23 protein-coding genes and 1 riboswitch are annotated in these 22380 nt (G+C 60.0%); of the genes, 9 read left to right on the forward strand and 14 right to left on the reverse strand.

The features are described from left to right. Positions 1-253 precede the first annotated feature (253 nt). From V6Z53_RS09235 to V6Z53_RS09255, 5 genes are read right to left on the reverse strand one after another with little or no spacing between them, the layout of a single operon-like run. Complete coding sequence (locus V6Z53_RS09235) at positions 254-895, reverse strand: urea amidolyase associated protein UAAP2 (protein WP_338585201.1); 642 nt, start codon at positions 893-895, stop codon at positions 254-256. A gap of 11 nt (positions 896-906) precedes the next feature. Next, complete coding sequence (locus tag V6Z53_RS09240) at positions 907-1632, reverse strand: urea amidolyase associated protein UAAP1 (protein ID WP_338585202.1); 726 nt, start codon at positions 1630-1632, stop codon at positions 907-909. A gap of 13 nt (positions 1633-1645) precedes the next feature. Beyond that, entirely contained in the window at positions 1646-2434 is a 789-nt protein-coding gene (locus tag V6Z53_RS09245) for an ABC transporter ATP-binding protein (RefSeq protein ID WP_338585203.1), read from the reverse strand. Then, positions 2431-3246, reverse strand: a complete 816-nt coding sequence (locus tag V6Z53_RS09250; protein ID WP_338585204.1) for an ABC transporter permease — start codon at positions 3244-3246, stop codon at positions 2431-2433. Before V6Z53_RS09250 ends, V6Z53_RS09245 begins: the two co-directional genes overlap by 4 nt. A gap of 15 nt (positions 3247-3261) precedes the next feature. Further along, positions 3262-4329 carry a putative urea ABC transporter substrate-binding protein gene (locus tag V6Z53_RS09255; RefSeq protein WP_338585205.1) on the reverse strand — a complete coding sequence of 356 codons (1068 nt, stop codon included), beginning with the start codon at positions 4327-4329 and terminating at the stop codon, positions 3262-3264. Between the two features lie 62 nt (positions 4330-4391). Further along, positions 4392-4492: riboswitch (guanidine-I (ykkC/yxkD leader) on the reverse strand. A gap of 413 nt (positions 4493-4905) precedes the next feature. Between V6Z53_RS09255 and V6Z53_RS09260 the strand changes: the two genes are divergently transcribed. Continuing rightward, on the forward strand, positions 4906-5376 hold the full coding sequence (locus V6Z53_RS09260; RefSeq protein WP_338585206.1) for a hypothetical protein: 471 nt from the start codon (positions 4906-4908) through the stop codon (positions 5374-5376). 51 nt (positions 5377-5427) lie between these two features. Here V6Z53_RS09260 and V6Z53_RS09265 read toward each other — a convergent pair whose 3' ends face one another. Then, positions 5428-6540, reverse strand: coding sequence for an enoyl-CoA hydratase/isomerase family protein (locus V6Z53_RS09265; protein ID WP_338585207.1), 1113 nt, complete (start codon positions 6538-6540; stop codon positions 5428-5430). 132 nt (positions 6541-6672) lie between these two features. Here V6Z53_RS09265 and ung point away from each other — a divergent pair, with 132 nt between their 5' ends. Further along, complete coding sequence (gene ung, locus V6Z53_RS09270) at positions 6673-7365, forward strand: uracil-DNA glycosylase (protein ID WP_075947504.1); 693 nt, start codon at positions 6673-6675, stop codon at positions 7363-7365. A gap of 159 nt (positions 7366-7524) precedes the next feature. Here ung and V6Z53_RS09275 read toward each other — a convergent pair whose 3' ends face one another. The 5 genes from V6Z53_RS09275 to V6Z53_RS09295 are packed head-to-tail and all read right to left on the reverse strand — an operon-like array spanning position 7525 to position 12906. Beyond that, positions 7525-8571: an AbrB family transcriptional regulator gene (locus tag V6Z53_RS09275; RefSeq protein WP_338585208.1), complete on the reverse strand. Its 1047-nt coding sequence runs from the start codon at positions 8569-8571 to the stop codon at positions 7525-7527. Then, entirely contained in the window at positions 8564-10078 is a 1515-nt protein-coding gene (locus V6Z53_RS09280) for a tripartite tricarboxylate transporter permease (RefSeq protein ID WP_338585209.1), read from the reverse strand. The genes V6Z53_RS09275 and V6Z53_RS09280 overlap by 8 nt, the downstream gene beginning before the upstream one ends. A gap of 1 nt (position 10079) precedes the next feature. After that, positions 10080-10538 carry a tripartite tricarboxylate transporter TctB family protein gene (locus V6Z53_RS09285; protein WP_338585211.1) on the reverse strand — a complete coding sequence of 153 codons (459 nt, stop codon included), beginning with the start codon at positions 10536-10538 and terminating at the stop codon, positions 10080-10082. A gap of 58 nt (positions 10539-10596) precedes the next feature. Further along, positions 10597-11574, reverse strand: a complete 978-nt coding sequence (locus V6Z53_RS09290) for a tripartite tricarboxylate transporter substrate binding protein (protein ID WP_338585212.1) — start codon at positions 11572-11574, stop codon at positions 10597-10599. Between the two features lie 39 nt (positions 11575-11613). Then, a complete protein-coding gene (locus V6Z53_RS09295) occupies positions 11614-12906 on the reverse strand; it encodes an OprD family porin (protein WP_338585213.1) in 1293 nt (430 codons plus the stop codon). Between the two features lie 238 nt (positions 12907-13144). Between V6Z53_RS09295 and V6Z53_RS09300 the strand changes: the two genes are divergently transcribed. Together V6Z53_RS09300 and V6Z53_RS09305 are read left to right on the forward strand one after the other, a co-directional pair. After that, positions 13145-13816 (forward strand): response regulator, encoded by a 672-nt coding sequence (locus tag V6Z53_RS09300; RefSeq protein ID WP_075947499.1) that lies wholly within the window; start codon positions 13145-13147, stop codon positions 13814-13816. Then, positions 13809-15197: a sensor histidine kinase N-terminal domain-containing protein gene (locus V6Z53_RS09305; RefSeq protein ID WP_338585214.1), complete on the forward strand. Its 1389-nt coding sequence runs from the start codon at positions 13809-13811 to the stop codon at positions 15195-15197. The genes V6Z53_RS09300 and V6Z53_RS09305 overlap by 8 nt, the downstream gene beginning before the upstream one ends. Before the next feature lie 114 nt (positions 15198-15311). Here the strand turns inward: V6Z53_RS09305 and V6Z53_RS09310 are convergent, their stop codons facing one another. After that, positions 15312-16133: an HDOD domain-containing protein gene (locus V6Z53_RS09310; protein ID WP_338585215.1), complete on the reverse strand. Its 822-nt coding sequence runs from the start codon at positions 16131-16133 to the stop codon at positions 15312-15314. Positions 16134-16167: 34 nt separating this feature from the next. After that, positions 16168-17109: a folate-binding protein YgfZ gene (locus V6Z53_RS09315; protein ID WP_338585216.1), complete on the reverse strand. Its 942-nt coding sequence runs from the start codon at positions 17107-17109 to the stop codon at positions 16168-16170. A gap of 149 nt (positions 17110-17258) precedes the next feature. Between V6Z53_RS09315 and V6Z53_RS09320 the strand changes: the two genes are divergently transcribed. Together V6Z53_RS09320 and V6Z53_RS09325 are read left to right on the forward strand one after the other, a co-directional pair. After that, positions 17259-17513 carry a succinate dehydrogenase assembly factor 2 gene (locus tag V6Z53_RS09320; protein ID WP_150705051.1) on the forward strand — a complete coding sequence of 85 codons (255 nt, stop codon included), beginning with the start codon at positions 17259-17261 and terminating at the stop codon, positions 17511-17513. Then, complete coding sequence (locus tag V6Z53_RS09325; protein WP_338585217.1) at positions 17497-17949, forward strand: protein YgfX; 453 nt, start codon at positions 17497-17499, stop codon at positions 17947-17949. Before V6Z53_RS09320 ends, V6Z53_RS09325 begins: the two co-directional genes overlap by 17 nt. Here the strand turns inward: V6Z53_RS09325 and nadB are convergent. Next, on the reverse strand, positions 17918-19534 hold the full coding sequence (gene nadB / locus V6Z53_RS09330; RefSeq protein WP_338585218.1) for an L-aspartate oxidase: 1617 nt from the start codon (positions 19532-19534) through the stop codon (positions 17918-17920). The two genes, V6Z53_RS09325 and nadB, sit on opposite strands and share 32 nt — an antisense overlap. A gap of 557 nt (positions 19535-20091) precedes the next feature. Here nadB and rpoE point away from each other — a divergent pair. The 3 genes from rpoE to V6Z53_RS09345 are packed head-to-tail and all read left to right on the forward strand — an operon-like array spanning position 20092 to position 22260. Further along, positions 20092-20673: an RNA polymerase sigma factor RpoE gene (rpoE, locus tag V6Z53_RS09335; RefSeq protein WP_003172477.1), complete on the forward strand. Its 582-nt coding sequence runs from the start codon at positions 20092-20094 to the stop codon at positions 20671-20673. 31 nt (positions 20674-20704) lie between these two features. After that, positions 20705-21292: an RseA family anti-sigma factor gene (locus tag V6Z53_RS09340; protein WP_338585219.1), complete on the forward strand. Its 588-nt coding sequence runs from the start codon at positions 20705-20707 to the stop codon at positions 21290-21292. Positions 21293-21300: 8 nt separating this feature from the next. Next, positions 21301-22260, forward strand: coding sequence for a MucB/RseB C-terminal domain-containing protein (locus V6Z53_RS09345; protein WP_338585220.1), 960 nt, complete (start codon positions 21301-21303; stop codon positions 22258-22260). Positions 22261-22380 lie beyond the last annotated feature (120 nt).

Genomic DNA, 22380 nt, shown 5'->3' on the forward strand with positions numbered 1-22380 from the left:
GTCCCGCAGTTTTTCTTGAGGCACCGGGGCCGTCCCCGGTGAAAAATCTGTTCACTTCAGAACACCACCGATCCCGTGTGGGAGCGGGCTTGCTCGCGAAGAGCGCGTGTCAGTCAACGTTGATGTTTCTGATACACCGCTTTCGCGAGCAAGCCCGCTCCCACATTTGAGCCGCGGTGTTCCTGTTTCTTGAGGCACTGCCCGGAACGGGCTTGGCACAGGGCAAACAACCAACGCCGCAACCGCGCAAATTTCAGTTCCATACCAGCAGCTCCGCAGGCGTCGGGTTGTAGGCATTGCACGGGTTGTTCAGTTGCGGGCAGTTGGAGATCAGCACGATCACGTCCATCTCTGCGCGCAGGTCAACGTACTTGCCCGGTGCGGAAATCCCGTCTTCGAAAGTCAGTCCACCGTCAGCGGTAACCGGCACGTTCATGAAGAAATTGATGTTCGGCCCGATGTCGCTTTTGCCCAACCGCCCGTCATGCACGCAGGCTCGCAGATAGTTGTCGCGGCAGCTGTGCATGTAGCGTTTTTCCAGGGCGTAGCGCACGGTGTTGCTCTCTTGCGCGCAGGCGCCGCCGAGGGTGTCGTGACGACCGCAAGTGTCGGCGACGATGGTCAGCATCGGTTTGCCGAGGTTGGAATACAGCACGCTGCCGGTGCTCAGGTACACGCTGTTCTGCCGGCGCAAAGTGCGTTGCACGTCGTAGCGTTCTTTCGGGTTTGCGACGCTGTAGAACAGGGTGTCGACGGCCTGATTGCCTTCCAGGTCGAGGATGCGCAACGTCTGGCCGGCCTTGACCTCCATCAGCCAGGGTTCGCCGGCGGGAATGGTGGCGCGGAAGACGGCGGTTTCGGGCGACTGTGGAGCGGTAGCGATAGCAAGTGACATGGCAGCGATCCTCAGGCGAACAGACGGTCGGTGTTGATGAAGCCGCGCTCGTTTTCCGGACGCGAAGTGCGGCAGTGTTCGGCAACGCTGGCGTCGGCGTTCATCCAGCTGAGCTTCAGTGGTTTCGGTGCGTACTCCGGTGCCGGGTCCATCGGATGTTGCAGGGCGGTGAGCACTACCAGCGTGTCCATCGGTGCGTACAACTCGATGTAGTCGCCGGCCTTTGAATTGCCTTCGACAAAGTGGAAGCGCCCGACACCATCGACGTTGACGCGGCTGAACAGGTTGAGGGTCATCAGCAAATCCGACAGGCCCAACCCCCACTTGCCCAACTCCACCAACAGGTTGTCGGTGCCGTTGCGGAAGAAGCCGTTGCGCAGTTCCTGATAGCGGCCGGCACCGTATTTTTCCGCGACCTCTTCAGCGCAGAGCACGCCGCCGAGGCTGTCACTCCAGCCGCAGGTATCAGCGGTGATCGCGGCCAGCACACGACCCATGTCCGAGTACAGGCAATGGCCGGTGGTGAGTTTGGCGGTGTGTTGGCATTTGAGGCTGTCGGGCAGGTTCAGGCGTTCGGATTTTTCATTGGCGTTGAGCAGCGTCAGGCTGACGTTGGCGCCGCCGCGAATGTCGGTCAGGCGCAGTAGTTGACCGCGCTTCAACACGAAAGAACGATGGCCGCCACCGGGGAGCATTTCTTCGGCGAACGGTGGGAACAGTTGAGTCGAATCAGTCATTGTCAAAATTCCTCTAAGCGATACGAAGCGTGCCCGCCAGTTGCACCGGCAAGGCGTCGACGGCGGCACGAGTGGCGCGGCGGTCGCTGTTCAAAGGGATGTCGTAGGTGATACGCGCGCCATAGGCGCCGGGGGCATGCGGGTCGACGCGGACCTTGTCGAACACCAGCAAACGCGTGCCGAGGCTGAAACCTTCGGACAGGTCATGGGTGACCATGAACACCGTCAGTTGCGTCTCGCGCCACAGCTCCAGCAGCAAGGCGTGCATGTCTTTGCGGATGCCCGGATCGAGGGCGCCGAACGGTTCGTCGAGCAGCAACACGCGGGGCTTCATGATCAGCGCCTGGGCGATGGCGAGTCGTTGCTGCATGCCGCCGGAAAGCTGCGCCGGGTACTTGTCCAGCGAATGACCGAGGCCGACTTTGTGCAGCAGTACCGAGGCCTGTTCGCGGGCGTCTTTTTTCGCGCTGCCAAACAGGCGACCAAGTAACGGCGAGCGCGGCAGTTCGAGGCCGAGGGCGACGTTGTCCAGCACGCTCAAATGCGGGAACACCGAGTAGCGTTGGAACACCACGCCACGGCTGGCATCCGGCTCACCGGCCAGCGGAAGACCATCGAGCAGGATCTCGCCGCGACTGGCGCGTTCCTGGCCGAGCAGCAGGCGCAGGAAGGTCGATTTACCGCAACCGGACGCGCCCACCAACGTGCAGAATTCACCCTCGTTGACGCTCAGGTTCAGGCCTTCGAGCACCACCTGATCGGCGTATTGCTGCCAAACGTTTTTCACCGTGATGAAGCTCATGCCCGCGCTCCTTCGTACCAAGGGAAAGCACGCTGAGTCAGGCGCTTGAGCCCCCAATCCATCAGCCAGGCGAGCAGGGTGATCCACACCACGTACGGCAGGATCACATCCATCGCCAGGTAGCGGCGCACCAGGAAAATCCGATAGCCGAGGCCGTCTGTGGAGGCGATGGCTTCGGCGGCGATCAGGAACAGCCACGCAGAGCCGAGCATCAGGCGCAGCGAAATCAGCAACCGCGGCAGCAATTGCGGCAACACCACGCGCAGCATCAAGGTCCAGGTGGAAGCGCCGAGGGTCTGGGCCTTGATCAGCAGTTCCACGGGAATTTCCCGGGCGCGCTGTTCCAGATCCCGGGCCAGCGCCGGGGTGATGCCGATCACGATCAGCATCACTTTCGACAACTCGCCCAACCCGAACACGATGAACAGAATCGGCAGGATCGCTAGCGGCGGCACCATCGACAGCACCGTCAGCAACGGCGATAACGGCGCGCCGAACAGCGGCAAGGTGCCGGCGGCCATGCCCAGGCACAGCCCGGCCAGCGCGCTGATGCCCAAGCCGATGGCCAGGCGTCGCAGGCTGGAGGCGGTGTCCTGCCACAGCACGTATTCACCGGTGCGGCCGTCGGCTACAAACGCCAGGCGTTTTACCGCGTCGGTCATTTGCACGGCGCTGGGCAGCAACTTGTCATTGGGGTTGTCCGCCAGTCGCTCGGCCGAGCCCATGAAGTAGGCGAACAGCACCAGGGCGAACGGCAGGATCACCAGCAACAGGCGACTCGGGCGATCCGGATGGCGATTGATCAGGCGCATGGCCAAGTCCTCTTCTTACAACTTGGCGTCGGCGGCCATTTGCACGTAGCTCGGGTCGAAGCGCAGCTTGAGGTTGCCCTTGTCGCCGCTGGTCACGCCGTTGGCGAAGGCCATGCCGACCGCGCTGGTGTCCTTGGCGCCTTCACCCAGCAAGCCGTGCTGGAAGGAGAACTCGGCGACCTTGCGCATGGTTTCCGGCAGTTGCTTGCTGGTGGAAAACGCCAGGGCTTCTTTCGGCGTGGCGAACAGCTTGGTGGTGTCCAGTTGTGCCTGGAAACCCGCAAGATCGGTGCCCGAGGCTTTGGCCATGTGTTCGAGTGCGGCTTTGCTGGCGGCGTTTTTCGCGTTCATCAACTCGACCACTTCGAACCACGCGCCGGTCAGCGCTTTGCCCAGGGCCGGGTTGTCTTTGAGGGTGGCGCTGTTGACCACCATCATGTCCATGATTTCGCCGGGGATCTGGCTGGAGTTGAAAACTTCGGTCACCGCAGGCTTGGCCTTGATGTCCGAGAGCATCGGGTTCCAGGTGGTGACGGCGTTGACTTGATCGGTGTTGAAGGCGGCCGAGATATCGGCGTCGGAGGTGTTGACCACTTTCAGGTCTTTCTCGGTGAGGTCCACCGAATCCAGGGCCCTGGCCAGCAGATAGTGAGAGACCGAGAGCTCGACCAGATTGACGTCCATGCCCTTGAGGTCGGCGACTTTCTTGCCTTCGCCCTTGAGCACGATACCGTCGTTGCCGTTGGAGAAATCACTGACGATCAGTGCGGTGCTGTCAACGCCGCCTGCGGCCGGAATGGTCAGCGCATCCATGTTGGTCATGGTGCAGCCGTCGAACTGGCCCGCGGTGTATTGGTTGATCGATTCGACGTAATCGTTGAGCTGCACCACATCGATCTTGATGCCGTACTTCTTCGCCCATTTGTCGACGATGCCTTGGCTGCCGGCGTATTCCCACGGCATCCAGCCGGCATAGATCGTCCAGCAGACGCTGAAGTGGTCTTTCGGTGCGGCCTGGGACTGGGTGCTGAGCAACGCTGCAAATGCAGCGGCGAGCAAGGCGGGGAAACGTAGTCGGGACATTTCGAAATCTCCAGTTGATCAAGGGCGGGCAGGAGGCAACGCGGCACCGCGAACGGTGGCTTGTCTCCCGGGCTTTTGTCCCGCCGTGTAACCTCAACTGGAGGTCGCCAACTCTCGGACCAGTCACTCGCGATTGCGAGCCGGAACCCTAGTCAGCCATTGCAAATTGTGGTGCCGCGAACCTGTGATGACTCCTGCACGGGATTGCTAAAGCGAGAGGCGTGCCAAGTCCGGGGAATGCGTCTAGCGCGGGGGTGTTGAAGAATCGAGAGGCGGGGGTGCAGGTCGGGCTGCTTTGTGATGGTGCACCGATGCACTGAGATGCAGCGTCATCGGCCGCTGATCTGAAGCTCGGAGCGATCCTCGCGCTTCGTTATTACGGCGGTGGATATCGCCACGGCCACCATTAATCAGCGCGTGATAGATGAAAAACCTTTCATCGGCGAGATGTTTCAACTTGTTGCGAGAACGCACCAGATTCCGAATTCGATGTCTGATCTTTCGACAGTCACCGAATAATTGACTGTCGCCTGCCAGCGTCGCTGGTGTGGCTCACCCGCGGTCCAGGAGGCCGCCATGCTCTGTCTAAAACAGCTGCGAACAATTCTACTGATTGCTGTATCGGGTTTGTCCCTTGGTGGATGCGTGCCTTATTCCGACGGAGGAGTCAGTTACTACAGTTCCGAGGTTTACACCTCACCAGCGCCGGCTTATTACGCTGGCGGTAATTCCTACTATTCCAATGGCGGTTACTATTCACCGCCAGCCCGTTATTACGCGCCACCTGCGCGGTATTACCAGCCAACGCCGCGCTACTACCACCAGCCGCGGGTCTATCAACCGGCGCCGCGCTATTACCAATCGGCACCCCGTTACTACCAGTCGCGACCCGACTACCGGGCGCAGCAGAATCATGGCTGGGACGGCCGCAACCGTGGCGGCTGGAACAATGACTACCGTGGCAATGGCGGGCGCAACAACAACCATGGCGGTCGAGGCGACCATAACGGACGCGGCGATCACGACGGCCGGGGCAGTCACCGTTAACCGTCCACAAAAAAGCGGCGCATCAAGCGCCGCTTTTTTTATGCCCGAAATTCAGTACTCCGACAAATCCGCCAATGGGTGCCGACCTTCCCACACCTTGTGGAAATGTGCCTCCACCACCGCATCCGGCACATTGTTGATGTCCGGCCAGTGCCAATGCGGTTTCTGATCCTTGTCGATCAATCGCGCACGCACACCTTCGCTGAACTCCGGATGACGACAGCAATTGAGGCTCAGCGTGTATTCCATCAGAAAGACTTCGGCCAGTGACAGGTGCCGGGCGCGGGCGATCTGTTCCCAGACCAGATGAGCGGTCAGCGGCGAGCCTTCGCTCATGGTCCGGGCGGCGCGACTGAGCAGCAGGTCAGTGTCATCGCGCAATGGGCTGATGGCCTTCCACGCGCAACGCACATCACTGACATCCAGCAATTCATCGATACGCTGGCGTCGCGGTAGCCACTGAGGTTCGGGCATTTGTGCGACGGCTTCCTGTTGCAAGGCCTTGAGCAGACTGTTGAGCTGCATAGGTGTCTGTTCCTGCCAATTCAATTGCAGCAGGCCTTCGATCAGCTGTTCCTGTTGCTCATCGAGCAGGAAGCGGTCGGCCAGGTCCAGGTCGATCGCATCGCGAGCATTCATGTGGGCGCCGGTCAGGCCGAGGAACAATCCGAGCTTGCCGGGCAGGCGCGACAGGAACCAACTGGCGCCGACGTCCGGGTAAAGACCGATGGTGATCTCAGGCATGGCCAGCCGACTGCTCGGTGTGACGATGCGGATGTTTGCCCCTTGCAGCAGGCCCATGCCGCCGCCGAGCACATAACCGTGCCCCCAGCAGATGAGCGGTTTGGGATAGGTGTGCAGGCTGAAGTCCAGGCGATATTCAGCGGAAAAGAAATGCGCGGCCAGAGGCGGCACTTCGCCGGGATGGGCGCGGCAGGCCTCAACCAGGCTGCGCACTTCACCGCCGGCGCAGAAGGCTTTGGCGCCGTTGCCGCGCAGCAGCACGCAAACGATTTGCGGCTCTTTGGCCCAGGCATCCAGTCGATCGCGCAAGGCGTTGATCATGGGCAAGGACAGCGCGTTCAGCGATTTTTCGGCATCCAGCGTGGCGACGCCGATGCGGGCGCCGTCGGTGCCGGTGAGTTCTTCGAAGTGCAGATTCATCGTGACCTCGATCGGGAAATTGAGGGTTAAGTATGATCGCTGTGTAGGAAAGTGCCGGATCTGTGTCAGATCAATTGACAAGCGTGATGCGCTTTCCTAGGGTTCGCCCCATTGTTTTTGCCGGATGTAACCATGACTGCTGACGACCGTATCAAACTCGAACCGAGCTGGAAGGAGGCCCTGCGTGCCGAATTCGACCAGCCCTACATGACAGAGTTGCGAAACTTTCTGCAACAGGAGCGGGCGGCCGGCAAGGAGATCTATCCACCGGGCCCGATGATCTTCAACGCACTCAATTCCACGCCGCTGGACAAGGTCAAAGTCGTGATCCTCGGACAAGACCCGTACCACGGCCCGGGCCAGGCCCATGGCTTGTGCTTCTCGGTGCAACCGGGCGTACCGGCGCCGCCGTCGCTGGTGAACATCTACAAAGAATTGAAGCGCGACCTGAACATCGACATCCCCAGCCACGGTTACTTGCAGAGCTGGGCTGAGCAGGGCGTGCTGATGCTCAACACCACCATGACCGTCGAGCGCGCAAACGCCAATGCGCACAAGGACAAGGGTTGGCAGTTTTTCACTGACCGGATCATTGAAGTGGTCAGCCAGCAGCAGCCACATCTGGTGTTCATGCTGTGGGGCGCCCATGCGCAGAGCAAGCAGAAACTGATCGATGCCACCAAGCATCTGGTGCTGACGTCGGTGCACCCGTCGCCGCTGTCGGCTTATCGCGGCTTCCTGGGTTGCGGGCACTTCAGCCGGACCAACAAGTTTCTGGAACAGAATGGCGAGACGCCGATTGAGTGGCGGTTGCCCCCGGTTTGATGGGAGTTGGTTGAACTTTTGTGGCGAGGGAGCTTGCTCCCGCTGGGCTGCGAAGCAGCCCTAAATTCTGCAATCTGATTTCTTCTGACACACCATGCACATAGGCTTTACGACTGCTGCGCAGCCGAGCGGGAGCAAGCTCCCTCGCCACAGGTGGAGTTAAATTTCTGGTTCTTCCGGTTGTCGATTCCAATACTTGAACAACGGCTCCGCCAGAAACAGCACAAACAACAGCCGCATCACCTGCATCGCCGTCACCAGCGGCACCGACAATTGCAGGGTCTCCGCCGTCAGGCTCATCTCCGCAATCCCGCCGGGCATCATGCCCAACGTCAGTGAACGCAGATCCAGATGGGTCAGCGCACTCAAGCCCAGCGCCGCTGCGGTCGCGATCAACATGGTCAACACCGTACCGATCAAGGTCCGGCCCATGAACGAAGGTGCGCGACGGAAAAACTGTCGGTTGAAGTGACAGCCCAGCCCGCTGCCGATCAGCCACTGGCCGATCTGGCTGCCACCGTTTGGCAATCCGATATGCAGATCCCAACCGATGCTCACCGCCGCACTGACCAGCAAGGGTCCGAACAGCCAAGGATTGGGTTGACGCAGACGTTCCCAGATCCAGGCCGCCAGCGCTCCGGCGGGGAACAAAATCGCCAGCCAGCGCCAATCGATGCTGCCGGCATGGGAAATCGGTGCACCGTCACCCAGCAGGTATTTGAACGCCGCCGGTACACACAAAACCACCACCAGCACGCGCAAACTCTGCCCCGCCGCAACACGGCTGAGCACCGCGCCATTTCGCGCACCGAGGTTGACCATCTCGCCGGAACCACCGGGCATGCTGGAGAAGAACGCAGTGGCCCGATCTTCACCGGTACGCCGCATCAGCCACACGCCGACGACCGCCGACAGGCTGGTGACCAACGCACCGAAGAAGATCAAACCGAAATGACTCAGCACCTGCTCCATCACCACCGGGGTGAAGTGCAGGCCTATGCCGATGCCGACGATCCACTGGCCGCACTTGCGGCCGCCAGGGATTTCCGCGAGTTGCCACGGTGTCAGGCAGCGCACGAGGATGATCGCCAGCAACGAGCCGACCATCCACGGCAGAGGCCAGCCGACCTGGCTGGCGAGGTAACCGCCCAGCAGGCCGACCAGCGGGGTTCCCCACCAGTTTTTGAAGGGGACCCGATCAGACATCGGCGATAGCGCGTTGCGCGGCCGAACGTTTGCGCCAGATGCGGATCAGCGGCATCAGCAGCATGATCGACGTGAGGACCCAGCAACCGAAAGTGATCGGGCTCGACCAGAGGATTTCCAGCGCACCGTTGGAAATCGACAGGGCACGGCGCAGGTTCTGCTCCATCAAACCTCCGAGGATGAAACCCAGCAGCAGCGGCGACAGCGGGAAGTCCAGCTTGCGCAGGATGTAGCCGAAGATGCCGATACCGATCATCAGGAACAGGTCGAACGTGGTGGCGTGCACCGCGTAGACGCCGATCCCGGTAATGATCGCGATCACCGGCACCAGGGCCCAGTTTGGCACGGCGAGGATACGGGTGAAGATGCGGATCATCGGGATGTTGAGGATCACCAGCATCACGTTGGCGATGAACAACGAGGCGATCAGGCCCCAGACGATATCGGGCTGCTGTTGGAACAAAAGCGGACCCGGGGTGATGTTGTACAGCGACAGTGCGCCGATCATCACCGCCGTGGTGCCCGAACCTGGAACGCCGAGGGTCAGCATCGGCACCAGTGCACCGCAGGCCGCGCCACCGATGGCGGTTTCCGGCGCCGCAAGGCCTCGAGCGTCACCTTCACCGAACTTGCCGCTGGCACCGGCGATGCGCTTCTCGGTCATGTAGGCCACGGCACTGGCCAGCGTCGCACCGGCACCCGGCAACACGCCCATGATGAAACCCAGTACGCCGCAACGGATATTCACCACGAACACCGACGCCGCTTCCTTGAAGTTGAACATCATCCGGCCGGTAGCTTTCACCGCTTCCTGGCCATGATGGGTTTTTTCCAGCAGCAGGAGGATTTCGCTGATGGAGAACAGGCCCAGCACCAGCACGACGAATTGAATGCCGTCAGTCAGGTGAATGTTATCGCCGGTGAAACGGTACACGCCGCTGTTGGCATCGATGCCGACGGTCGACAGGAACAGACCGATCAGCGCTGCGATAAACGTCTTCAGTGGTCGGTCCCCGGCCATGCCGCCAAGGCAGACAATCGCAAAGACCATCAACACGAAGTATTCCGCCGGCCCGAACGCGATCGCCCATTTCGCCAGCAGCGGGGCGAACAGCACCATGCCGCAGGTTGCGATGAAGGCACCGATGAACGAGCTCCACGCCGACAGAGACAGCGCGACACCGGCCAGGCCTTTGCGGGCCATCGGGTAGCCGTCGAGGGTGGTCATCACGGTGGAGGCTTCGCCCGGAATGTTCAGCAGGATCGAGCTGATCCGGCCGCCATATTCGCAACCCAGGTACACCGCCGCCAGCAGGATCAGTGCCGACTCCGGCGGCAGGCCGAGGGCGAATGCGATCGGGATCAACAATGCCACGCCGTTGATCGGACCCAGTCCCGGCAGCAGGCCTACGACGGTGCCGATCAGGGTGCCGCAGAGGGCGGTCACCAGGTTGTACGGGCTGAGCGCGACGCCGAAGCCCTGACCCAAATAGCCAAGAGTATCCATATCAGTTCTCCAGAACGCTGAGCAGGCCGAGGGGCAGCGGTACGTCCATCAAACGGTCGAACAGCAAGTACAGTCCGACAGCCATCAGGCTGATGATCACGATGCTCGGCACCCAGCGGCCGCCGTACAGGCGCGCCATCGGAACACCGGTCATGATGCTGGCGACGATGAAGCCCAGGGGTTCGAAAGTGCCGGCGAACACCAGCAACAGTGCGACGCAGATGCCAATCTTGGTCAGGGTTTCGCGGTCGAGTGGCGGCTCGTCATCGCTGTGTTTGATCGGCGCGGGACGAAACACCATGTACAAAAGGGCCGACCCCATCAGGCCGAGCATCAGCAGTGGAAAGGCCCGAGGTCCTACCGGTTCGTAGGAAAAAGCCGCTTGATACGGCCATGCCATCAGTGCGAGGCCGAGACAGACCAGCAACAGCACCGAAGCAAAAATGCGTTGTAAGAGCATGGGGAACTCCTGTGCCGCGGCGCCGCCAAACGGAGCCGCGGCCACTAGACAGAGACGATCACTGGATCAGGCCGAACTCTTTGGCCAGCACTTTGTAGTCGGCGACTTGCTTCTTCACGTAGGTGTCCAGTTCCGGGCCGGTCATGGCGAACGGGAACAGTTCACGCTGGTCGCGCAACTTGGCGAACTCAGGCGAAGCCAGCAGTTTGTCGAAGGAGTCTTTCCACCAGGCGTAGTCTTCGTCGCTGACTTTTGGCCCCAGGTAGAAACCGCGAACCACCGGCCAGACGATGTCGTAGCCTTGCTCGCGAGCGGTCGGAATGTCCTTCATTTCCGGCTCGTCCAGACGCTTGTCGGAGAACACCGCCAGCAGGCGCATGTCGCCGCTCTGGATGTGTGGCATGGAGTCGGAAATGTCAGTGCTGCCGACCTGGATGTGGCCGCCGAGCAGAGCCGTGGCGATTTCGCCGCCGCCTTCGAGAGCGACGTAACGCAGGTCACGCGGGTTGATCCCGGCGGCCTTGGCGATCAACGCGGTTTGCATCCAGTCCTGGCTGCCGACGGTGCCGCCGGAACCGATGACCACTTTGCTCGGATCTTTCTTCAGTGCCTGAACGAGGTCGTCGAGGGTCTTGTAGGGCGAATCGCTTTTCACCGCGATGGCGCCGTAGCTGGTGCCGACAGCAGCCAGCCAGCGCACGTTGGTTTCATCGAAACGACCGAACTTGCCTTGAGCCAGGTTCAGCAGCGAACCACTGGACCAGGCGACCAGCGTGCCGGCGTCGGCCGGACGCTGGGCGACCACCGCGTTGTACGCCACCGCGCCGACACCACCGGGCATGTAGGTTACGCGCATCGGTTTGGTCAGCAGTTTTTCGTTGACCAGCGCGCTCTGCGCCAGTTTGCAGGTCAGGTCGAAACCACCACCCGGCGAGGCCGGGGCGATGCATTCCGGGCGTTTGGGTTCGGCAAGCGCTTGGCCGGTGAACAGCAGGACGCTGGCGGCGAGGGCTAGTTTACGCATTGACAGGTTCATTCAAGTCTCCTTGGGAGTTGTTGTTATCGACGTACTGAATTACCAAAGGGCAACGCTATAGCTCACCAGCAGACGCACTTCATCGGCATCGCGAGCAGAGTAATTGGAGCGGTAAGTGGCATTGCGCAGGCGTACGGCGACGTCCTTGAGGGCGCCGCTTTGTACTACGTATTTGATTTCGGTGTTGCGTTCCCACTCTTTGCCTTCGTCGCCGTTCTTGAGTTTGATGTTGTCACCGCTCAAGTAACGGCTCATGAAGCTCAGGCCCGGTACGCCGAGTTTGGCGAAGTCAAAGTCGTAACGTGCCTGCCACGAACGCTCTTCGGCACCGGCAAAGTCGTTGATCTGCACGAAGTTGACCAGGTACGGGTCGGCGCCATCCACGTAGGGAAACGCGCTGTCGCCGGACATGTGCTGATAACCGGCACTGAACTTGTGCCCGCTCAAGGCGTAGCTCACCAGACCATTGAGGGATTTGTTGTCGATCTTGCCGCCACGGGCCTGACCCTCGTCGTCACTGATGGCCAGGCGCAGATCGGTGCCGAACGTGCCCGGCCCGAACGGTTGCGAGGCAACCACGCCGAGGAAGTGCTGGTTGTAGACTTCGTCGAGTTGCGCGAAGTGGTAACTGCCGGTGATTTTGTCGGTGAACTTGTAATCCACGCCGCCAAAGTCGAAGTGCTTGCCGGCCACCGTACCGGCGAAGCGGCTGTTCTTGTTGTTGAGGGCGATGTCCTCGAAATCGGTGCTGTCGCGGTCCTTGGCTTTTTCCAGGCGCCCGCCGGTGAAGGTCAGGTTCTTGATCTCTTTGGAGGTCAGCAGGCCACCTTCAAACGTCTGCGGCAGGATGCGCCCGTCGTTGGGCTTGAGGATCGGCAGTTCCGGAATCAGGCTGCCGATCTTCAGTTCCGTTGCGGAGATTTTCACTTTGCCGGTCAGGCCCAGTTTGGAATATTCGTCAGCCGCGCGCCCGTCATCGTGGGTTGGCAGCAGGCCGGTGCCGGTACGGTCGGGACTTGAATCGAGCTTGACCCCCAGCATACCCAATGCATCGACCCCGAACCCCACGGTGCCGTCGGTGTAACCTGATTGCAGGTTGAGCATGAAACCCTGGGCCCACTCGTCACGCTTTGACTGTTGGGCGCTGGTGCCATCGCGAAAATCGCGGTTGAAGTACATGTTGCGGGTTTCGAACGTGGCCGTACTGTCTTCGATGAAGTCGGCCTGGCTCAACGGCGAAAAACCGGCAAGCGCGGCGGCACTGGCAAGGGCGGTGTTGCTGAAACGGGAGAGGCGGGCAGGCGCGAGTGCCTGGGTCTGCAAGGACTGCATGGATGACTTACTCCGTTTATTGTTCTTATTTGTCGAAAACGCTTCGAGGCGTTTTTCGGATCGCTGTGTGGCAGCAGCGACGGCAGTCGAAACTGTCCGTGGTCCGACTCTAACGGGCTAACCTTTCGCTAACCTTTCAGAAAGCTTTCGCGTTTTTTCAGGCTTCACAGCGCCCGATGCCGCTGTAAACTCCGCGCCAAAGAATGGCGTCGACCATCCCTGAATGAGGTAAAGATCCATGCGTGTCCTGCTCGTCGAAGACCATCTGCAGCTCGCCGAAAGTGTCGCCCAGGCGCTCAAGAGCACCGGCTTGACCGTGGATGTGCTGCACGATGGCGTGGCGGCCGACCTGGCGCTCGGCAGCGAGGAATACGCCATGGCGATTCTCGATGTCGGCTTGCCGCGCATGGATGGTTTTGAAGTGCTCGCGCGACTGCGCGCTCGCGGCAAGAACTTGCCGGTGTTGATGCTGACGGCCCGCAGCGACGTCAAGGATCGGGTGCATGGCCTGAACCTCGGCGCCGACGATTACCTGGCCAAGCCTTTCGAACTCACCGAACTCGAAGCACGGGTCAAAGCCTTGCTGCGTCGCAGCGTGTTGGGCGGTGAACGCTTGCAGCGTTGCGGAGTGTTGGCTTATGACCTCGACACTCGGCGCTTCACTCTCGGTGAAGAACTGCTGACCCTGACCTCCCGCGAACAAGCGGTACTTGAAGCCCTGATCGCCCGTCCCGGTCGGGTGATGAGCAAGGAACAACTGGCCTCCCAGGTTTTCGGTCTCGACGAGGAAGCCAGCCCCGATGCGATCGAAATCTACGTGCACCGCTTGCGCAAGAAACTCGATGGCCAGCCGGTCGCTATCGTGACCTTCCGTGGTCTCGGCTACTTGCTGGAAAGCCGCGATGCATAAGCCGAGCAGCCTGCGCTGGCGGTTGCTTTGGAACCTGGCGCTGCTGCTGGTGGTGTTGATGCTGGCCAGTGGACTGAGCGCGTACTGGAACGGTCGCGAAGCTGCGGATACCGCCTACGACCGCACTTTGCTGGCCTCGGCGCGGACCATCGCCGCGGGCCTCTCCGAGCGCGACGGCAGTCTCAGCCTCGACGTGCCTTACGTGGCGCTCGATACCTTTGCCTACGACAGCGCCGGGCGGATTTTCTATCTGGTCAATGACATCAATCAGAAGCTGATTTCCGGCTACGAAAATCTGCCGGCGCCACCTCCGGGAACGCCGCGCACCGATAACTATCCGGCGCTGGCGCGGTTCTACAATGCGACGTATCAAGGGCAGAATGTCCGAGTGGTGAGCCTGCTCAAGGCGGTCAGCGAACCGAACATGAACGGCATGGCGGAAATCCGCGTAGCCGAGACCGATGAGGCGCGGGTCAGCATGGCTCGCAGCCTGGCGGCCGATACCTTGCTGCGCCTGGGTATGCTGGCGATCGGTGCGTTGATGATTGTGTGGTTTGCTGTCAGCGCAGCGCTGCGTCCGCTTGAGCGTTTGCGCACGGCGGTGGAAGAGCGGCAGTCCGACGATTTGCGTCCGCTGCCGTTGGTGGAAGTCCAGCGCGAGTTGTGGCCGCTGGTGCGCGCGCTCAATCACTTCACCGAACGCTTGCGTGGGCAGTTCGAGCGGCAGGCGCAGTTCATCGCTGATGCTGCCCATGAACTGCGTACCCCGTTGGCGGCCCTCAAGGCACGACTGGAACTGGGCTTGCGGGCGAGCGAACCCGAAACCTGGCGCAGCACGCTGGAAACTGCTGCGCAGGGCACTGATCGCCTGACTCATCTGGCTAACCAGTTGCTATCGCTGGCGCGTGTCGAAAACGGCGCCCGGGCGATTGCCGAGGGCGGCGCGCAGTTGCTGGACCTGAGTCAATTGGCCCGTGAACTGGGCATGGCCATGGCGCCGCTGGCCCACAAACGTGGTGTGGCGTTGGCACTGGAGGCTGACGAACCGGTCTGGCTGCGCGGTGAACCGACGCTGCTGAACGAGCTGTTGAGCAATCTGGTGGACAACGCGCTGGCCCATACGCCGCCCGGTGGCAACGTCATTCTGCGGGTCTCGGCCCCGGCGATATTGGAGGTTGAAGACGATGGCCCCGGAATTCCCCTTGAAGAGCGTGACCGGGTGTTCGAACGCTTTTACCGGCGTAACCAGCAAGTGGCAGGATCAGGGTTGGGCTTGGCGATTGTCGGCGAGATCTGCCGCGCGCACCTGGCGCAGATCAGCCTGCACGATGGCGAGCAGGCGGGGTTGAAAGTGCGGGTGAGTTTTATTGCCGGGGAGTGAGGGAGCCTGTTCTGGCCCCATCGCCAGCAGGCTGGCTCCCACAGGGATGTGTGGTGTAACAAAGGTCCAATGTGGGAGCCAGCCTGCTGGCGATGAAGGCGGCGCGGTTTCTGATCAGTAAAACATCGACCGCGTTTCTTCCAGATCCGCACACATCGCTTTGTTGTCCGGATCAATCCCGAGTTTTACGAAAGCCGGCACGCTAAAAGGATCAATGCGCGAAATCGGATGGTCGGTGTCCTTGTGGCAATACAGACTCGCCACCTGCACCAGATCGACATAGTCGATCTGCGCCGATTGTCGCTTGAAGTTCTGATAGAGCAGCGGCACCTGTACCAGCATCTCCGGAAACTCCCAGACCCTGAGCAGCTTGTCGCCGAGTAATGGATGAATGCGGTCAATCACATGATTGAGGCTGACCGGGTCGGACAGCAGTTCATAGTGATCTTCGGCGTAAGTCAGGATCGGCAACACACCGATCTGATGCACTAGCCCGCCAAGGGCCGCCTGATCGGGCTTGAGCTGCGTATAGCTGCGGCACAGCGCATAACTGACACCGGCGATTTCCAGGCTTTTGCGCCAGACTTCGCGCATTTTCTGTTCCACCACCTCGGAGCTGGCATGGAAAATCTGCTCCATGACCAGACCGATTGCCAGGTTGCTGCTGTAGTTGATGCCCAGGCGTGTGATCGCCGTGTGCAAATCAGTGACTTCCTGAGTCGCGCGCAGCAGGGGGCTATTGACCACTTTGATCAGGCGCGCCGACAGCGCGGTATCGCGACCGATCACTTTGCTCAAACTGCTGATACTGATTTCCGGGTTTTCAGCGGCCTTGCGAATTTGCAACGCCACTTCCGGCAATGTTGGCAGAACCAGGTCATCGTTATCGATGGCCTCAACCAAATCCTGTTGGACCTTTTCCGCCAGCTCACTCATTTCGTTTCTCTAGGTGTCGCAAAAAGTACTGCGGTTAACGCTGGATTTCGCGGTCGCGGTCCAGTTGGTAAGGCAGGTCGAGCAAGTGCAGCGCCGGGCCGTCGAGGGCGCCCACGTGGATATCGCCACCTTCCGCAGCTTCGGCTTGCAGCACTGCCAACAGTTCAATGTGATTTTCGGCGTTGGCGGCCATCACCACTTCGCCGATTGCACTGTTATGACTCGGGGAAAACAGCTGGGTGCCGGGTTCAGGCAGTTTGCTGGCATCCAGTTGCACGCGGTACAGGCGACGCTTGAGTTTGCCCAGGTACTGCATCCGCGCGACGATTTCCTGGCCGGTGTAGCAGCCTTTTTTGAAGCTTACGCCACCGATGGCTTGCAAATTGAGCATCTGCGGGATGAACAGCTCACGGGTGTTCGGCATCACCTGGCCGATCCCGGCGCGGATCTGGCCCAGCAGCCACTGATTCAGATCGCCTTCGGCCAGCAGGGCCGACAGCTTGCCCTTGATGCTGGCGGCTTGATCCACGGCGACCCAGAGTTCGGCGCGATCTGGCGAAACGCGGATGGCGATCAAACCGTCATGGCGCGCAACGCTGTCGGTGTCTGCCGGCAGGTCAAGTCCGAGGCTCTTCAGCGCCGCATCGCCGTGCTCGATACCGAAGCGGACCCAGGCAGCGCTTTCATCGGTCAATTTGGACTTGGAGAAAACCGCGTACTTTTTCAGGTCCGCCAGTTGTGGCTCCAGCAACTCACTGGCCATGGCCAGCAACACACCGTCACCTTCAAGCAGGATGCGGAAGCTCGATTGCATCCGGCCTTTCTGCGTGCAGCGCGCGCCGAGGCTGGCCTGGGTGTCGCTGAGGTAATTGAGGTTGCAGGTCAATTGGCCTTGCAGGAACTTGCTGGCGTCCGCGCCGCGGACCGCCAGAACACCTTCATGAGACAGCGTGCAGAAAAAAGCGGAATCGGCCATGGGTCATCGCAGGATAAAGAGTCTGGCGGACATGATAAGGGGGCGCCTTCGAAATGGGTAGTTCACAAAGGATCGTCGGTGACCGACCAAAGCCGACTGTTCGACGAGACGCGGGCCTGTATACTTGCGGCCTATTTGAGGAGCGCTCCATGGTCGAAGATGTTGAACTGAATCGCCTCTACTGGCACAGCCGCCGCGGCATGCTTGAGCTTGACGTGTTGCTGGTGCCGTTTGTGAAAGAGGTTTACGCAGGTCTGAACGAGGTGGATCGCGCGTTGTACGTCCGCCTGCTGGAATGCGAGGATCAGGACATGTTCGGTTGGTTCATGGAACGCAACGAATCGGAAGATCCGGAACTTCAGCGCATGGTTCGCATGATTCTGGATCGTGTCCAGCCCAAGTAATTCGTTCGAATGCCGCTGGCATGCCTCACGGCAGTTGCTGGCGGTGTATCTATTGGCCCAGCTGTTCGCGCTGGGTTCGCTGTTCCTTCTCGACATACCGCTCTGGGTCAGTCTGCTCGGCGCTTCGTGCTGCTTGTTGCACGGCGTTTGGGCGCTGCCACGGCAGATTTTGCTGACGCACCCACAGGCGTTCTGCGGTTTGCGCCGTAATGCCGAGGGCTGGGAGTTATGGAGTCAGGCGGCGGGATGGCAAGCGGTACAGCTGCGGCCGGACAGCCTGGCGCTACCGTTGGTGGTGGTGTTGCGTTTTCGTCTGCGGGGAGAGCGGCGAGTCCGGGCCATTTGCGTGCCCCGGGATTCGCAGGCGGCGGATGTGCACCGACGCCTGCGGGTCCGGCTCAAGTTCAGTCGGCGTAGGTGGGCGGCACCAGAATAGTGTCCAGCGCCACTGGCAGCATGTTCGGGTAGTCGAGGGTGTAATGCAGGCCGCGACTTTCCTTGCGCTCCATGGCTGACAAAATCATCAATTCGGCCACCTGGGCCAGGTTACGCAGCTCGATCAGATCGCGACTGACCTTGTAGTTGCTATAGAACTCGTCGATTTCATCCAGCAGCAGACGCACCCGGTGCTGAGCGCGTTGCAGGCGCTTGTTGGTGCGCACGATGCCGACGTAGTCCCACATGAATCGCCGCAGTTCATCCCAGTTGTGCGCGATGATCACGTCTTCATCGGAATCGGTCACTTGGCTCGCATCCCAGGCGGGCAGGGCGATGGGCGCCGAAATCTGCGGCAATTGCTCAACGATGTCTGCAGCAGCCGAGCGCGCGTAGACGAAACACTCCAGCAACGAGTTACTGGCCATGCGGTTGGCGCCATGCAGGCCGGTGAAGCTGGTTTCGCCAATCGCATAAAGCCCCGGCACATCGGTACGACCTTGCTGGTCGACCATCACGCCGCCGCAGGTGTAGTGCGCGGCCGGAACCACTGGAATCGGTTGCTTGGTGATGTCGATGGAAAATTCGAGGCAGCGTTCGTAAACGGTCGGGAAGTGCGTCTTGATGAAATCTTCGGACTTGTGGCTGATGTCCAGATAGACGCAATCGACGCCCAGGCGCTTCATCTCATGGTCAATGGCCCGGGCGACGATGTCGCGCGGAGCGAGTTCGGCACGAGGGTCGAAGCGCTGCATGAAGCGTTCGCCGTTAGGCAACTTCAAATGCGCACCTTCGCCGCGCAGGGCTTCGGTGATCAGGAAACTCTTGGCTTGCGGGTGATACAGGCATGTGGGGTGGAACTGGTTGAATTCCAGGTTCGCCACCCGACAGCCCGAACGCCAGGCCATGGCGATACCATCGCCGCAGGCGCCATCCGGGTTGCTGGTATAGAGGTAGACCTTGGCGGCGCCGCCGGAGGCGAGGATCACGAAGCGGGCGCCGTAGGTGTCGACTTCACCGGTGCCACGGTTGAGCACATAGGCACCAAGGCAGCGATCGCCTTCCAGTCCGAGGCGCTTTTCGGTGATCAGGTCGACAGCAACCCGTTGCTCCAGCAGCTCGATGTTCGGTCGTTCTTTGGCCTGGGCCAGCAATGTCCTGAAAATCGCCGCACCAGTGGCATCGGCGGCGTGGATGATGCGGCGATGACTGTGGCCGCCTTCACGGGTCAGGTGAAACTCGAATCCACCGTCTTCGGTGCTGGATTGTTCATCGCGGGTAAACGGCACGCCTTGGTCGATCAGCCATTGAATCGCTTCTTTACTGTGCTCGACGGTAAAGCGCACGGCATCTTCATGGCACAGGCCGCCACCGGCATTGAGGGTGTCATCGACGTGGGATTCGACAGTATCGGTGTCATCCAGAACAGCAGCGACACCGCCCTGGGCCCAGAAAGTCGAGCCATTGGCGAGGTCGCCTTTGCTCAGTACGGCGATACGCAAATGACCGGGCAAGGTCAGCGCAAGGCTCAAGCCGGCAGCACCGCTACCAATTACCAGAACATCGTGTTGAAACTGTTGGCTCATTTCAGGATTCCGCTCAAAGCGACCCGGTTCGGGGGAGGCGCTGGACAACTGGACAGGCGAGTCAGGTTTGCGTACAGCCCACTAGTATATAGAGGGGGGGAGCGGCACAATAGCCGAGCCCATATGGCATTGTGAAACTACTGTGACGGAAAAGACCTGACGCTTCGTCGGATGTTTTTTCGGCCGATTCGGCGACAAGTGAACTGTATCGTGGATTTAACAGTCTTTTTCACTGCACGGTTGCACAATGTCGGTTTCGGGCAGCTATAAATATTTGGAACTTTTGCCAAAGGCCCAAGATCAATAGACGGTTGCCTGATTCAAGGGACAGTGTCGGCTTCAGCGCAGGATCTGCTTTGGATCCTTGCCGGCGAAACCGATGACAAGATTATTCGCGCAGCCGGGGAATCTCGCGCTGCGCTTTTCGTGCGTGCCGAATCAGAGCTCGCAGGAAACTTGCCTGGAGGGGGAGAACTTTTGCGAAAAGCCCGAGTCTATGTTTGCAAGTCCGGTCGTTTAGTTATGCAAGCCTCCTCCGAGCTTATCGAGGAGTGTTCATGCTAACCCAGGAAGAGGATCAGCAGCTGGTCGAACGCGTTCAACGCGGCGACAAGCGCGCGTTCGATCTGCTAGTGCTGAAATACCAGCACAAAATTCTCGGGTTGATCGTGCGTTTTGTGCACGACACCCATGAAGCCCAGGATGTGGCACAAGAAGCCTTTATCAAGGCGTACCGTGCACTTGGAAATTTTCGCGGAGACAGCGCGTTTTATACGTGGCTTTACCGCATCGCCATTAACACGGCGAAAAACTATCTGGTTTCACGCGGCCGTCGGCCGCCGGATAGCGATGTCAGTTCCGAGGATGCAGAGTTCTACGATGGCGATCATGGCCTCAAGGATCTCGAGTCGCCAGAACGGGCTTTGCTGCGGGATGAGATCGAAGGCACCGTCCATCGAACCATTCAGCAACTTCCAGAAGATTTGCGTACGGCTTTAACTTTACGTGAATTTGATGGTCTGAGTTACGAGGACATTGCGAGCGTCATGCAATGTCCGGTGGGCACCGTGCGCTCCCGGATTTTCCGCGCCCGGGAGGCCATCGATAAAGCCCTGCAGCCGTTGTTGCAGGAAAACTAAAGACAGCGGCGACAGCCAAGAGAGGAACGCCATGAGTCGTGAAGCCCTGCAGGAATCGCTGTCCGCAGTGATGGATAACGAAGCGGACGAATTGGAATTGCGTCGGGTACTCAGTGCCTGTGACGATGTTGAAACCCGTGAAACCTGGGCTCGTTATCAGATCGCTCGGGCAGTGATGCACAAGGATCTGCTGCTTCCACGTCTGGACATCGCCGCGGCCGTTTCCGCAGCCTTGGCTGATGAAGCCGTACCGGCAAAAGCCACCCGTGGTCCATGGCGCAGCCTGGGTCGTCTGGCCGTCGCCGCGTCGGTAACCGTCGCTGTATTGGCAGGTGTTCGTCTGTACAACCAGGACGAGATCGCCGGTGTCGAACTGGCTCAGCAATCCAGCCAACAAAATCTGGCCGCGCCTCAAATCAAGGGCCCGGCTGTTTTGGCAGGCTACAACGAGAGTTCGGAAGCCACTGGTCCTATGGCCAACGGCGTATTGCAAGGTCAGCCAGGCTGGCACGATCAGCGTTTGCCGAGCTACCTGCGCCAACATGCTCAACAGGCTGCATTGAAAGGTACTGAGAGCGCTCTGCCTTACGCTCGTGCAGCAAGCCTGGAAAACCGCTAAGGAGGATCATGCGCGCCATACCTCTACTTTCGCTTTTGCTCAGTGGCTGGTTTGTTGTTCCAGCCCACGCCGATGAAGCCCAAGACTGGTTGACCCGTCTTGGTCAGGCCGAGCAACAGCAAAGCTTTCACGGTACTTTCGTCTACGAGCGTAACGGTAGTTTTTCTACCCATAACATCTGGCACCGCGTCCAGGATGGCAAAATCCGCGAGCGGCTGCTCCAGCTCGACGGCTCAGCGCAGGAAGTCGTACGCATTGATGGACATACTCAATGCGTTAGCGGCACCCTGATCGCAGGGCTGGGGGATTCGCCAAACTCCGCAGCTCGTGCACTCGATCCCCAAAAGCTCAAGAATTGGTATGACCTTGCCGTCATTGGCAAGTCGCGTGTGGCCGGACGTGCGGCAGTGATCGTTTCACTGACGCCTCGCGATCAACACCGTTACGGGTTTGAACTGCATCTGGATAAAGAAACCGGCCTGCCGCTGAAGTCGTTGCTGCTGAACGACAAAGGGCAGTTGCTGGAGCGATTCCAGTTCACGCAACTGGATACTGCCAATGTTCCTTCCGACAGTGATTTGCAGCCAGGCGCTGACTGCAAAGCCGTCAATCTCGACAGTGACAAGGCTTCTGCAATCAAGACTGCTCAGGTCTGGCATTCGGACTGGTTACCGCCTGGCTTCGAGCTGACCAGCAGCACCGCACGCAAGGATCCCGACACCAAAACCCAGGTCAACAGCCTGATGTATGACGATGGCCTCGCGCGTTTTTCGGTGTTCCTGGAGCCGTTGAATGGGGCGACAGTCACCGACACCCGTACTCAGTTGGGTCCAACAGTCGCCGTTTCCCGGCGCTTGACCACACCGCAAGGCGAGATCATGGTGACGGTGGTTGGCGAGATTCCAGTAGGCACTGCCGAACGGATTGCGTTATCCATGCGTACTGATGCCGCTTCCACCAAACAGTAAGCTGAGATCGAAATGTTTCGTGAGCATTTCAGTTTGCAAATCCCCCCAGAATTTTTTATAGGTCAGAGCCCCTCGGCTCTGGCCTTGTTTGTTGTTCCCGGAACAAAAATACCGGCGTAT

Source organism: Pseudomonas sp. MAG733B, from assembly GCF_036884845.1.
Taxonomy (GTDB): Bacteria; Pseudomonadota; Gammaproteobacteria; order Pseudomonadales; family Pseudomonadaceae; genus Aquipseudomonas.